Annotated in this window: 12 protein-coding genes; 7 read left to right on the top strand and 5 right to left on the bottom strand. The window is 71.1% G+C overall.

Annotation, left to right across the window (positions count from 1 at the left end; all coding sequences use genetic code 11):
• Positions 1-530: helix-turn-helix transcriptional regulator (locus JGS39_RS27515; RefSeq protein ID WP_219572295.1), on the top strand; the 530-nt coding region annotated here is incomplete at its 5' end.
• Positions 531-577: 47 nt separating this feature from the next.
• On the top strand, positions 578-1513 hold the full coding sequence (locus JGS39_RS27510; RefSeq protein ID WP_219572294.1) for a class I SAM-dependent methyltransferase: 936 nt from the start codon (positions 578-580) through the stop codon (positions 1511-1513).
• A gap of 10 nt (positions 1514-1523) precedes the next feature.
• On the opposite strand, the gene JGS39_RS27505 is transcribed toward JGS39_RS27510, so the two are convergent.
• The 4 genes from JGS39_RS27505 to JGS39_RS27490 all read right to left on the bottom strand — a co-directional run bounded on the left by JGS39_RS27505 (position 1524) and on the right by JGS39_RS27490 (position 6364).
• On the bottom strand, positions 1524-2006 hold the full coding sequence (locus tag JGS39_RS27505) for an RICIN domain-containing protein (protein WP_219572293.1): 483 nt from the start codon (positions 2004-2006) through the stop codon (positions 1524-1526).
• A 180-nt stretch (positions 2007-2186) separates the two neighbouring features.
• Entirely contained in the window at positions 2187-3023 is an 837-nt protein-coding gene (locus JGS39_RS27500; RefSeq protein ID WP_219572292.1) for an aldo/keto reductase, read from the bottom strand.
• Between the two features lie 295 nt (positions 3024-3318).
• Positions 3319-5118, bottom strand: a complete 1800-nt coding sequence (locus JGS39_RS27495; protein WP_219572296.1) for an AMP-dependent synthetase/ligase — start codon at positions 5116-5118, stop codon at positions 3319-3321.
• Positions 5119-5461: 343 nt separating this feature from the next.
• Positions 5462-6364, bottom strand: a complete 903-nt coding sequence (locus JGS39_RS27490; RefSeq protein WP_219572291.1) for a LysR substrate-binding domain-containing protein — start codon at positions 6362-6364, stop codon at positions 5462-5464.
• Between the two features lie 117 nt (positions 6365-6481).
• Between JGS39_RS27490 and JGS39_RS27485 the strand changes: the two genes are divergently transcribed.
• On the top strand, positions 6482-7507 hold the full coding sequence (locus tag JGS39_RS27485; protein ID WP_219572290.1) for a bile acid:sodium symporter family protein: 1026 nt from the start codon (positions 6482-6484) through the stop codon (positions 7505-7507).
• 26 nt (positions 7508-7533) lie between these two features.
• On the opposite strand, the gene fdhD is transcribed toward JGS39_RS27485, so the two are convergent.
• Complete coding sequence (gene fdhD, locus JGS39_RS27480) at positions 7534-8382, bottom strand: formate dehydrogenase accessory sulfurtransferase FdhD (RefSeq protein ID WP_219572289.1); 849 nt, start codon at positions 8380-8382, stop codon at positions 7534-7536.
• Between the two features lie 304 nt (positions 8383-8686).
• Between fdhD and JGS39_RS27475 the strand changes: the two genes are divergently transcribed.
• The 4 genes from JGS39_RS27475 to JGS39_RS27460 form a co-directional block, all read left to right on the top strand.
• Positions 8687-9640 carry a beta-ketoacyl-ACP synthase III gene (locus tag JGS39_RS27475; protein WP_219572288.1) on the top strand — a complete coding sequence of 318 codons (954 nt, stop codon included), beginning with the start codon at positions 8687-8689 and terminating at the stop codon, positions 9638-9640.
• A 64-nt stretch (positions 9641-9704) separates the two neighbouring features.
• Positions 9705-10382: a GntR family transcriptional regulator gene (locus JGS39_RS27470; RefSeq protein WP_219572287.1), complete on the top strand. Its 678-nt coding sequence runs from the start codon at positions 9705-9707 to the stop codon at positions 10380-10382.
• 223 nt (positions 10383-10605) lie between these two features.
• Positions 10606-11787: an ROK family transcriptional regulator gene (locus JGS39_RS27465; protein ID WP_219572286.1), complete on the top strand. Its 1182-nt coding sequence runs from the start codon at positions 10606-10608 to the stop codon at positions 11785-11787.
• A gap of 241 nt (positions 11788-12028) precedes the next feature.
• Positions 12029-12680 (top strand): ATP-binding cassette domain-containing protein (locus tag JGS39_RS27460; protein ID WP_219572285.1); only part of this gene is annotated, 652 nt, incomplete at its 3' end.

Below are 12680 nucleotides of genomic sequence, written 5' to 3'. Positions count from 1 at the left end.
TCGACGCGCTGCCCCCGCTGCTCGTGCTGCCCTCCGGCGGCCGGCCGGGACCGTTGCCCGCGCTGCTCGACGACGAGATCGCGCGGGACGAGCCGGGCCAGAGCGTGGTACTGGACCGCCTGCTGGACCTCCTGTTGATCGACGCCCTGCGCACCTGGTTCTCCAGGCCGGGCGCGGAGGCCCCGGCCTGGTACCGGGCCCTGGGGGACCCCGTCGTCGGCCAGGCGCTGAGGCTGCTCCAGAACGAACCCGCCCACCCCTGGACGGTGGCAGCGCTGGCAGGCCGGACCGGGGTGTCCCGGGCCGGGCTGGCCCGGCGCTTCACCGAGCTCGTGGGGGAGCCGCCGATGGCCTATCTGACCGGCTGGCGCCTCGCCGTCGCCGCGGATCTGCTCCGCGAGACGGACGCCACCGTCGAGGCGGTGGCCCACAAGGTCGGCTACAGCCAGGCGTTCGCCTTCAGCACCGCCTTCAAACGCGTCCGCGGGGTCAGCCCGCAGGACTACCGCAAAGGCGGCGGCTTGCCGTAACGGCAACAAAGTTTGCCCCACGGCCACGCTGTGGTGACGCTGTTCCCATGAGCAACCACTCCGGGCACGGCCACCACCACGACGCCGCCCACGCGCACGACCACCAGCACGGCGGCACCCAGGGACACCACCACGGACCCAACGACCCCGACTGGGACGTCATGGGTCCGCTGCTGGAACAGAACGCCGAACTCAGCAGCGAGCAGTACACGCAGGCGGCCCGCTGGATCGCCGGCCTGCCCGACGCGCCGAAGGTGCGCAGGGTCCTGGACATCGGCAGCGGACCGGGCGTGATCTCCTGTCTGCTCGCCGAGGCGTTCCCCGACGCGGAGGTCGTCGCGGTCGACGGCACCCCGGCCCTGCTGGAGCGCACCCGAGCCCGCGCCGAGCGGCTCGGGCTCGGGGACCGGGTCGCCACCCTGCACGCCGAACTCCCCGACGGGCTCGCGGGGCTGGGGCAGGCGGACCTGATCTGGGCGGGCAACACCCTGCACCACATGGGCGACCAGCGCGCCGTGCTGGCCGGCTTCGCCGCGCTGCTGAACCCCGGCGGCACCGTCGCGCTCGTCGAGGGCGGGCTGCAGCCGCGTCAGCTCCCGCGCGATCTCGGCTTCGGCCGGCCGGGCCTGGAGGCCAGGATGGAGGCGGTGCAGGCCGAGCTCTTCGAGGAGATGCGGGCGGACCTGCCCGACGCCCGGCGCGAGAACGAGGACTGGTCGGCCCTCTTCACCGCGGTGGGCCTCGCCCCGCAGGGCACCCGCAGCTTCCTGCTCGACCTTCCCGCGCCGCTCGGCGACGTGGCGCGTGAGCACGTCGTCGCCGAACTCACCCGCCGCCGCGACGGGCTGCGTGACCGGCTGGCCGCCGACGACATCGCGGTGCTGGACCGGCTGCTCGACCCCGAGGACCCGGCCGGACTGCACCGGCGCCCCGACACCTACCTGCTGCTGGCCCGCACGGTCCACCTGGGCCGCCGCGCCTGAGCGGGAGAGCTCACGGGGAAGCCGTCCCGGGCACCGGCTCCAGCCGCCACCACTGGCCGGGGGAGTCGGTGTCCTCCCACTGCTGGACGGGCGCCGCCTTCGCCGTACTGCCGTCGGCGACCTCCAGGACCAGTCCGCTGACGAAGCTCACCAGCGTCACCGTGCCGGGTGCCTCCAGGTGCCGTTCGACCAGCCACTCCTGGGCGCCGAAGTTGTTCGCCCGCCACTGCTGGATCACGGCCCCGTTCTCCGTGGAGGCTCCGCGCACGTCCAGCCGTTTGCCGCTGTGGGCGTTGACCACGTGGTGCAGAGCGGCGCCCTCGTGGACGGGGGTGAACTCCCAGTGCTGGGCGGCCGATCCGTCGGCGTCGTTCTGCTGCACCGGTGCGCCGCCGCCCTTCGCGGCGTCCCGCACCTCCAGCACGAGCCCGCTGCCCACGTTGCGCAGCCGGTAAAGGCCTGCCCCGACAACGGGCGCGGTGTCCCCGGCCATCTCCGGTCCCTTCGTGCAGCTCGCGCTGTGTGTGGTGTTCTTACGCGTCGGATGTCTCGTACGCGTCCGACGCGTCCGACGCCTCGGATGTCTCGTACGCGAAACCGCCGCCCGGCTCCGGGCCGGGCGGCGGTCACAGGGGTATCGGCGGCGGACAGGGCCTGACCGCCGGACAGGCCCTCAGGCGCCGGCGTTGAACTCGCCCGGGTTCGGGCCGAGCCTCTTGCCCTCGTCCAGTGCCGCGAACGCGGCCAGGTCGTCGGCGTCCAGCTCGAAGCCGAACACGTCGATGTTCTCCGCGATCCGCGACGGCGTCACGGACTTGGGGATCACCACGTTGCCCGTCTGGAGGTGCCAGCGCAGCACCGCCTGGGCGGGGGTGCGGCCGTGCTTCTGCGCGACCGCGACGACCGTCGGGACCTCCAGGAGGCCCTTGCCGGAACCGAGCGGGGACCACGCCTCGGTCGCGATGCCGTGCTCGGCGTGCAGCGCACGCGACTCGGCCTGCTGGAGCTGCGGGTGCAGCTCGATCTGGTTGAGCACCGGCACCACGGAGGTCTCGCCCAGCAGGCGCTCCAGGTGCTCGGGGAGGAAGTTCGACACGCCGATGGCCTTCGCGCGGCCGTCGGCGTAGATCTTCTCGAACGCCCGGTACGTGTCGACGTAGGCGTCCTTGGCCGGCACCGGCCAGTGGATCAGGTACAGGTCGACGTAGTCGAGGCCCAGCTTGTCGAGGGAGGCGTCGAAGGCGCGCAGCGTCGCGTCGTAACCCTGATCCGAGTTCCACAGCTTCGTGGTGACGAAGAGCTCGTCGCGGGCGACACCGGAGGCCGAGATCGCCTTTCCGGTGCCCACCTCGTTCTGGTAGATCGCGGCGGTGTCGATGCTGCGGTACCCGGATTCGATGGCCGTGGCGACCGCTGCCGTGGCCTCGTCGTCCGGCACCTGCCAGACTCCGAAACCGAGCTGCGGCATCTCGACGCCGTTGTTGAGGGTGAGGGAGGGGACCTGGCTCACGAGCGGTCGATCCTAACGTTGTGGGGTGGGACTCCCAGAGTGAACGATCAAGGCGGCCCGCACATTCCCGCACGGGCGCCGTTCTCACCGGAAACGGTACTCCCGCAGCATGCCGCCGGAGCGGCACACGCACGGAGCCGCAGGTGTCGTCCGTGCGGCACTCGTCCCTGAGCCGCAGGTGCCGTCCGTGCGGCGCTCGTCCTGAGCCGCAGGCACCGTCCGCGCGGCACCTCCCCGAGCCGAGCCGCGCAGCGGCCGGGTCCGGGTCCGGGTCCGGGTCCGGGGCCGGGGCCGGTCAGCGGTAGAGCGCGTCCACCTCGGAGGCGTACGCCGTCTCGATCGCCTTGCGCTTGAGCTTCAGCGACGGTGTCAGCAGGCCGTGCTCCTCGGTGAACTGGTGGGCCAGGATCCGGAACGTGCGGATCGACTCGGCCTGGGAGACCGCCGTGTTGGCGGCCACCACCGCGCGCCGGACCTCCATCTCCAGGTCCGGGTCCCGCACCAGTTCTCCCGGGGTCAGCGCCTGCCGCCCCTGCATCGCCAGCCAGTGCTCCACGGACTCCTGGTCGACGGTGACCAGCGCCGCGATGTACGGCCGGTCGTTGCCGACGACGATGCACTGCGCCACCAGCGGATGCGCCCGCACCCTCTCCTCCAGGCCCGCTGGTGAGACGCTCTTGCCGCCGGACGTCACCAGGATCTCCTTCTTGCGTCCGGTGATCGTCAGATAGCCGTCCTCGTCCAGCGCGCCCAGGTCCCCGGTGGCCAGCCAGCCGTCGTTGAGGACCGCGGCCGTGGCCTTCGGATCGCCCAGGTAGCCGCCGAACACGTTGGCGCCGTACACCCAGACCTCGCCGTCGTCGGCGATGTGCACGGTCGTGCCGGGGATCGGCTGGCCCACCGTGCCGTACCGGGTGCGCTCCGGCGGGTTGGCCGTGGCCGCGGCCGTCGTCTCGGTCAGGCCGTACCCCTCGTACACGGTGACGCCCGCGCCCGCGAAGAACAGCCCGAGCTGCCGGTCCATCCCCGAGCCACCCGACATGGCGTGCCGGATCCGTCCCCCCATCGCCTCGCGCACCTTCTTGTACACGACCTTGTCGAAGAACTGGTGCTGCATCCGCAGCCCGGCGGACGGACCGGGGCCGGTGCCGAACGCCCGCGCCTCCATCGCCTCCGCGTACTTCACCGCGATGTCGACGGCCTTGTCAAAAGGACCGATCCGTCCCTCCGCCTCGGCCTTGCGCCGGGCACCGTTGAAGACCTTCTCGAAGATGTAGGGCACCGCCAGAATGAACGTGGGACGGAACGACACCAGGTCCGGCATCAGCGCCTTCGCCGACAGCTCCGGCTGGTGGCCCAGCTTCACCCGGCCGCGGACCGCGGTGACCTCCACCATCCGCCCGAAGACGTGCGCCAGCGGGAGGAAGAGCAGTGTCGCCGCCTCGTCGCCCGGCTTGGAGTGGAAGACCGACTCCCAGCGGGACGCCATCGTCTCCGTCTCGAACATGAAGTTGGCGTGCGTGATCACACAGCCCTTCGGGCGTCCCGTGGTCCCCGAGGTGTAGATGACGGTGGCGACCGAGTCGGGGGTCACCGCGCGCCGGTGCCTGTGCACGACCTCGTCCTCGACGTGGGCGCCGGCCTCGACGAGCTCGCTCACCGCTCCGGCGTCGAGCTGCCACAGCCGCTTCAGCTGCGGCAGCCGGTCGATCACCGACGCGATCGTCATCGAGTGGTCCTCGTGCTCGACCATGACCGCGGACACCTCGGCGTCGTGCAGCATCCACAGGACCTGCTCGGCCGACGACGTCGGATAGACCGGCACGGACTGAGCGCCCACCGCCCACAGGGCGAAGTCGAAGAGGGTCCACTCGTACCTCGTGCGCGACATCAGGGCGACCCGGTCGCCGAACCGCACGCCGTGCGCGATCAGCCCCTTGGCCAACGCCAGCACCTCGTCACGGAACGTCGCCGAGGTGACATCCCGCCAGCGTCCGTCCGCATCTTTCCGGCCGAGCGCGACCCGGTGCGGATCCTCCTCGGCGTAGTCGAACACGACATCGGCGAGCCCGCCTACGTGGGGCGCGGCCGCCATGGGTGGGACAGTGAACTCACGCAATGACCTGCTCCTTGTGGCGCTCCGCACAGCGCCGTGACGCTACCCCACCGGACGTCGCGCCGGGAGTGCCGGGAACGTCCCGTACCAGGTTCCATATGCACGGGTCAGGTGGTGAAATCCGGCCAGATGGGCAAGGCCCGGGCACGCTTCTGACTATGGAGTAAGTGGCTCGCGCGGGAATCTCCACCGAATCTGTACGCCGCGATCACGCGGTTGTGTACGGAAATGGGCGATCCGTCCGTCACTGTCGGGCCGGCCGGGCCGGGCCGCTCGGGAGGCGCCGCCGCGTCCCGTTCATCCTCCCCCTCCCCGCACCCCGTCATGCGCGGTCCTGCGGACCGATCGCGCCCACCCCGCCGCGCGGACGGAGCAGCCGGTCGCCGCCCGCCAGGATCGCCGCGGCCAGTGCGTCCGCCGCCTGCTGCGCACCGTCCCGCCGCCGCCCGTGCAGCAGGACGAAGTCCACGTCACCGAGGTCCGGCAGCCCTGCCCTGGCCGCCACCGGAACGAGCCCCGGCGGGACCAGGCCGCGCGTGTGCGCCATCACCCCGAGCCCCGCGTGGGCGGCCGCGATCAGCCCGCTGAGGCTGCCGCTCGTACAGGCGACCCGCCATGAGCGGCCCTGCTCCTCCAGTACCTCCAGCGCGCGGGCCCGGGTGATGCCGGGCGGCGGGAAGAGGATCAGCGGTACCGGTCTGTCCGGGTCGATCCGCAGCCGCGGCGCACCGATCCAGACCAGCGCGTCCTGCCAGACCAGCTCCCCGTGGGTGTCCCCGGTCCGCCGTTTGGCTAGCACCAGGTCGAGACGGCCCGCGGCCAGCTGCTGGTGCAGCGTTCCCGACAGTTCGACGGTCAGCTCCAGCTCGACCTCCGGATGGTCGCGGCGGAACGACTGGAGGATCTCCGGCAGCCGGGTCAGCACGAAGTCCTCCGAGGCCCCGAAGCGCAGCCGCCCGCGCAGCCGGGTGCCGGTGAAGAACGCGGACGCCCGTTCGTGGGCCTCCAGGATCGTCCGCGCGAAGCCGAGCATCGCCTCGCCGTCCACCGTGAGGTCGACCCGGTGCGTGTCCCGGGTGAACAGCTGACGCCCGGTCGCGTCCTCCAGCCGCCGCACGTGCTGGCTGACCGTTGACTGCCGAACCCCGAGCCGACGCGCGGCCGCGGTGAAGCTGAGCGTCTGGGCGACGGCGAGGAAGGTGCGCAGCTGTGCCGGGTCGTACATGGCGCCAGGTTATCGCGAACCGTGATGACAGTCAGAGCGGTATACGGGATTCCCGATGTGGGTGATCAGGCGCAGGATGGTGGGCGCACGCTTCTGAACGAGAGACACGTGGAGCACATGAGCCGCCGAACCCCGCGACTGCCGTCCTGGCTGCCGGTCGACCCGTACATCATGGCGTTGATCGGCACCGTCGTACTGGCGGCGCTGCTGCCGGCCTCGGGCACCGCGGCCGATGTGGCGGGCGGGGCCTCCACCGGAGCGGTCGCGTTCCTGTTCTTCCTGTACGGCGCCCGGCTCTCCACCGCCGAAGCCGTCGAAGGACTCAGGCACTGGCGGCTCCACCTCACCGTCCTGGCGTGCACGTTCGTCGCCTTCCCGCTGCTGGGCCTGGCGAGCCGGGGGCTGGTGCCGTACGTCCTGACGCCCCAGCTGCAGAGCGGCCTCCTCTTCCTCTGCCTCGTCCCCTCGACCATCCAGTCGTCGATCGCCTTCACCTCGATCGCCCGCGGCAACGTGCCCGCCGCGATCTGCGCGGGCTCCTTCTCCTCGATCGCGGGCATTTTCGTCACCCCGCTGCTCGCGGCGGCGCTCCTCGGCAACAACGGTGGCGGCTTCTCCGCGGACGCCCTGCTGAAGATCGGCGTCCAGCTGCTGCTGCCGTTCCTCGCGGGGCAGCTGCTGCGCCGCTGGATCGGCGGCTTCCTGACCCGCCACAAGAAGATCCTCGGCCTCGTCGACCGGGGCTCGATCCTCCTGGTCGTCTACACCGCGTTCAGTGAGGGCATGGTCGCGGGTATCTGGCACCAGGTGACCCCGGCCCGGCTCGGTGCGCTGCTCGCCGTCGAAGCGGTGCTGCTGGCCGCCATGCTGGCGCTGAGCTGGTACGGGGCGAAGCGGCTCGGCTTCGGCCGCGAGGACCGCATCGCGATCCAGTTCGCCGGCTCCAAGAAGAGCCTCGCGTCGGGACTGCCGATGGCCAGCGTCCTGTTCGGCGCGCAGGCGAGCCTTGCCGTGCTGCCGTTGATGCTCTTCCACCAGATGCAGCTCATGGTGTGCGCCGTGATCGCGAAGCGTCGGGCCCGGGATCCCCTGGAGGACACCTCCGGCAGTACGGCGTCGCGGGAGACCGCCCCGGTGGGCTGAGCGGCCGGGAACGGCCACGGGGCGCCTCAGCCCTGGACGGCCGGCTCCTCCAGGGTGATGCGGTGCTCTCCCGCGTACACGTTCATGGAAGGCCCCCGCAGGAATCCGACCAGGGTCAGTCCGGTCTCGGCCGCCAGGTCGACCGCGAGGGACGACGGCGCCGAGACGGCCGCCAGCATCGGGATACCGGCCATCACCGCCTTCTGCGCGAGCTCGAACGAGGCCCGGCCCGAGACCAGCAGGATCGCCCGGGACAACGGCAGCCGGCCGTCGGTCAGGGCGCGGCCGACCAGTTTGTCGACCGCGTTGTGCCGGCCGACGTCCTCCCGTATGTCGATGAGCTCGCCCGTTTCGGAGAACAGCGCCGCCGCGTGCAGGCCCCCGGTCCGGTCGAAGACCCGCTGCGAGGCGCGCAACCGGTCGGGGAGGGCGGCCAGTAGTTCGGGTGTGACCCGGACCGGGGGAGTGTCGGCGACCGGGTGCCGGGTCGTGGTGCGGACCGCGTCCAGGCTGGCCTTGCCGCACAGACCGCAGGACGACGTCGTGTAGACGTTGCGCTCCAGCGTGATGTCGGGGACCACGACGCCGGGCGCGAGCTTCACGTCCACCACGTTGTACGTGTTCACCCCGTCGGCCGTCGCTCCGGCGCAGTACACGATCGACTGCACCTCGGAGCCCTCACCGATCACGCCCTCACTCACCAGGAAGCCGGCCGCGAGCGCGAAGTCGTCGCCCGGGGTGCGCATGGTGATGGCGAGCGGCTTGCCGTTCAGCCGGATCTCCAGGGGCTCCTCGGCGACGAGGGTGTCCGGGCGGGTGGAGACGGCTCCGTCCCGGATGCGGATGGTGCGGCGGCGCTCGGTGACCCGTCCCATGACAGTCAGCCCCGATTCTGTGCGTGGTGGAGGCCGAAACGGCCCTTGATGCAGAGGATGCCGCGGATCACCGGGTCCCGTGCGGCGAGGTGACCTCGACGGTTCATTGTCCGGCACCTGAGGCGGGGAGCCGGCACCGTAAAGTCGACAGAATTCTGCCTACAGTATGCCTTGACGACGCCCGGGGCTGTTGTCAAGCCTCCAACCTCCGGGCGGTATTCCTGTGGGATCACGTGCCCTTGTACCGGACGGTAGCGACCAAGACTGGATGGTTCCTGCCATATGTAGCGAGGGGAACCTGAACATGACCGGCTCACGTGTCGTGGCGCTCGGCCACTATCAGCCCGCCAAGGTACTCACCAACCACGATCTGGCGGCCATGGTCGACACCAGTGACGAGTGGATCACCAGCCGCGTCGGGATCAAGACCCGGCACCTCGGCGGCCCCGACGAGCCGGTGGACGAGCTGGCCGCGCACGCGGCGGCCAAGGCGCTCGCCGCCGCAGGGCTCCAGTCGGCCGACATCGATCTGGTCCTGGTCGCCACCTCCACCGCGATCGACCGCTCGCCCAGCATGTCGGCCCGGGTCGCCGCCCGCCTCGGCATGTCCTCGCCCGCGGTGATGGACATCAACGTGGTCTGTTCGGGTTTCACCCACGCCCTCGCCACCGCCGACCACGCCGTCCGGGCGGGCGCCGCCACGCGTGCGCTCGTGATCGGCGCCGACAAGATGGGTGACATCGTCGACTGGACCGACCGCTCCAGCTGTGTGCTGATGGGCGACGGCGCCGGTGCCGCTGTCGTGGTCGCCGACTCCGGGCCGGCCGGCCGGCCGCCCGGGATCGGGCCGGTCCTGTGGGGTTCCGTGCCGGGGATGGGGGACGCGGTACGGATCGAGGGCTCGCCGCCGCGCTTCGCCCAGGAGGGGCAGTCCGTCTACCGCTGGGCCACCACGCAGCTGCCGCCCATCGCGCGCAAGGTGTGCGAGAAGGCGGGAATCACCCCCGAGGATCTCGCCGCGGTGGTGCTGCATCAGGCCAATCTGAGGATCATCGAACCCGTCGCCCGGAAGATCGGTGCCGTCAACGCGGTCATCGCCCGGGATGTGGTGGATTCCGGTAATACATCCGCGGCCTCGATCCCGATGGCACTGTCCAAACTGGTGGAACGGGGCGAGGTCGCCACCGGCGCTCCGGCGCTGCTTTTCGGCTTCGGCGGGAACCTGAGCTACGCGGGACAGGTCATCCGCTGTCCCTGACGGAGAGCGAGATCGGTAGACTGTAGACGATAAGCAATTGCTCGTCGCCCGGAGGGGGACCGCGATGTTGTCCACAGGACTGCCGCAGGGGGCTGTGCCGAAGCTGGTGCGGCCCGGTCCGCTGCGCGAGCGCGTCTACGAGGCGCTGCTCGAACTCATCACCACCCGGGCGCTCCGTCCCGGCCAGCATCTGGTCGAGAGTGAGCTGGCCGGACATCTGGGCGTGTCCCGGCAGCCGGTGCGTGAGGCGTTGCAGCGGCTCAACACCGAGGGATGGGTCGATCTGCGGCCCGCCCAGGGTGCGTTCGTCCATGAACCCACGGAGCAGGAGGCGGACCAGCTGCTCTCGGTCCGTATGCTCCTGGAGGCCGAGGCCGCCCGCCTCGCAGCCGCCCACTCCACCCCGGCGGGCATCTCCGCACTGGAGGAGCTGTGCACCAAGGGTGAACAGGCCGTCGCCGACGACGACGTGGACCTGGCGGTGGCGACCAACGCCGCCTTCCACGCCAAGGTCATGGAGCTGGCCGGCAATGTCGTCCTCGCCGAACTGGCCGGGCAGGTGGACCGACGGGTCCGCTGGTACTACACCCCCGTCGCCCGGCAGCGCGGTACGCAGTCCTGGATCGAGCACCGTTCGCTGATCGCCGCGATCTCCTCGCACGACGAGCAGCGGGCGACGGCTATCATGCGGACCCACACCGAGCACACCCGTCAGACGTACCACCAGCGCGAAGAGGCTTAAGAACCTCAACCGCTCACGTCCTCGATCGCCGGCGCCGCCGCGGTCGGGGACGTTTCCGTGTCCCGGCCCGGCGGGCGGACCCGTCACCCCCCTTTGTCCTCAGGGTGGAGAAAGTTGTGGTGGATTCCTGCGCAACTTCTTCCCACTCCCGGCAAGCGCTGCTACGTTCCCCTCCAAAGCCCGACGGACAGGCCGATGTGGCGGGGAGGGGCGCGTGAGACGAATGACGGCACGACCCGCGAATGCGCATCAGGCGCGACTGCTCCGGCTGTTGCGCGACGGCGGGCCCAACTCACGGGCACAGCTGGGGGATCAGGTCGATCTCTCCCGCTCCAAGCTCGCCGTCGAGGTGGACAGACTGCTGGAGACCGGCCTTGTCGTGGCCGACGGACTCGCCGCATCCCGCGGCGGGCGTCGCTCGCACAACATCCGGCTCGCCCCGGCACTGCGCTTCCTCGGCGTCGACATCGGCGCCACGTCGGTCGATGTGGCGGTCACCAACGCGGAACTGGAGGTCCTGGGGCACCTCAACCACCCCATGGACGTACGCGAAGGCCCCGTCGCCATCTTCGAGCAGGTGCTGTCCATGGCGGCCAAGCTCCGGGCCTCCGGGCTCGCCGAAGGGTTCGACGGCGCGGGCATCGGAGTACCGGGGCCGGTCCGCTTCCCCGAAGGCATCCCGGTCGCACCGCCGATCATGCCCGGCTGGGACGGCTTCCCGGTCCGCGAGGCGCTCAGCCAGGATCTGGGCTGCCCCGTCATGGTCGACAACGACGTGAACCTGATGGCGATGGGGGAGCAGCACGCGGGCGTCGCCCGCTCCGTGGGCGACTTCCTCTGCGTCAAGATCGGCACCGGTATCGGCTGCGGCATCGTCGTCGGCGGAGAGGTCCACCGAGGTACGACGGGCAGCGCCGGCGACATCGGCCACATCCAGGTCGAACCCGACGGCCGTCCCTGCGCCTGCGGCAACCGGGGCTGCCTGGAAGCACACTTCAGCGGCGCCGCACTGGCCCGCGACGCCGAGGACGCGGCCCGCGCCGGTCAGTCCCTGGAGCTCGCTGCCCGGCTGGAGGCGTCCGGGAAACTCACCGCCGTCGACGTCGCCGCCGCCGCGGCCGCCGGCGACCCCACCTCGCTCGACCTGATCCGTGAAGGCGGCAACCGGGTCGGACAGGTCATCGCAGGACTCGTCAGCTTCTTCAACCCCGGTCTGGTGGTGATCGGCGGCGGGGTGACCGGACTGGGCCACACGCTGCTGGCCAGCGTCCGGACCCAGGTCTACCGGCAGTCCCTGCCGCTGGCCACCGGAAACCTCCCGATCGTGCTGGGCGAGCTCGGACCCGCCGCCGGAGTCATCGGCGCGGCCAGGCTCATCAGCGACCACCTCTTCTCACCCGCCTGATTCTTCACCGCCCGCTTCACCGCCTGTTCCTTCACCTGCCTGATCCGGCACGATCCCGCACCCACCCTGCCCTTCACCGGCCCGCATCGAGGCCCGACGGCACCAAGGCACCGCCCCGCGCCCAGGCCGGGGTCCGGGGGACACCCCCGGGACCGTACTGCGTCCTGCCCGCTCACCGGCCCTTCCCCCTGCTTCCGGACTCGCCCGCGCAGGGGCACCCCATCCGCCGAGGGGATTCGTCATGGCTCCAGAACCACCGCTGCTCACCATGTCCGGCATCACCAAGTCCTTCCCCGGTGTGCGCGCCCTCGACGGCGTGGACCTGGAGGTCCAGGCCGGCGAAGTCCACTGCCTCCTCGGCCAGAACGGCGCCGGCAAGTCCACGCTCATCAAGGTCCTCGCCGGCGCCCACCAGCCCGATGACGGCGAGATCACCTGGTGCGGTGCGCCGGCCGTACTCAAGTCGCCCATCACCGCGATGCGGCTAGGGATCGCCACCATCTACCAGGAACTCGACCTGGTCGAGGGCCTGTCGGTCGCCGAGAACGTCTTCCTGGGCCATGAACCCACCAGCGCCGGATTCGTGGTCCGCACCCGCGAGGGCCGCACATCGGCGGCCGCCCTGCTGAAACGGCTCGGCCATCCGGAGATCGACCCGGCCCGCGCGGTCGGTGAACTCTCCGCGGCCCAGCAGCAGATCGTGTCCATGGCCCGGGCGCTCTCCCACGACGTACGCCTCATCGTGATGGACGAGCCGTCGGCCGCCCTCGACCCCGACGAGGTCGACAACCTCTTCAGGATCGTCGCCTCGCTGACCGCGGACGGGGTCGCCGTCGTCTACATCTCGCACCGCCTTGAGGAGATCCGCCGGATCGGCGACCCCGTCCGCGGTC

The sequence above is a fragment of the Streptomyces poriferorum genome (genome assembly GCF_019399235.1).
In the GTDB taxonomy this organism is placed as follows: domain Bacteria; phylum Actinomycetota; class Actinomycetes; order Streptomycetales; family Streptomycetaceae; genus Streptomyces; species Streptomyces poriferorum.
This window is presented reverse-complemented; position numbering and strand designations above follow the sequence as displayed.

Bases quoted from the DNA above. Each gene is read 5' to 3' on its own strand.
- JGS39_RS27510 (WP_219572294.1), top strand. From the start codon at position 578: ATGAGCAACCACTCCGGGCACGGCCACCACCACGACGCCGCCCACGCG.
- JGS39_RS27505 (WP_219572293.1), bottom strand. From the start codon at position 2,006: ATGGCCGGGGACACCGCGCCCGTTGTCGGGGCAGGCCTTTACCGGCTG.
- JGS39_RS27495 (WP_219572296.1), bottom strand. From the start codon at position 5,118: ATGGCGGCCGCGCCCCACGTAGGCGGGCTCGCCGATGTCGTGTTCGAC.
- JGS39_RS27490 (WP_219572291.1), bottom strand. From the start codon at position 6,364: ATGTACGACCCGGCACAGCTGCGCACCTTCCTCGCCGTCGCCCAGACG.
- JGS39_RS27485 (WP_219572290.1), top strand. From the start codon at position 6,482: ATGAGCCGCCGAACCCCGCGACTGCCGTCCTGGCTGCCGGTCGACCCG.
- fdhD (WP_219572289.1), bottom strand. From the start codon at position 8,382: ATGGGACGGGTCACCGAGCGCCGCCGCACCATCCGCATCCGGGACGGA.
- JGS39_RS27475 (WP_219572288.1), top strand. From the start codon at position 8,687: ATGACCGGCTCACGTGTCGTGGCGCTCGGCCACTATCAGCCCGCCAAG.
- JGS39_RS27470 (WP_219572287.1), top strand. From the start codon at position 9,705: ATGTTGTCCACAGGACTGCCGCAGGGGGCTGTGCCGAAGCTGGTGCGG.
- JGS39_RS27465 (WP_219572286.1), top strand. From the start codon at position 10,606: ATGACGGCACGACCCGCGAATGCGCATCAGGCGCGACTGCTCCGGCTG.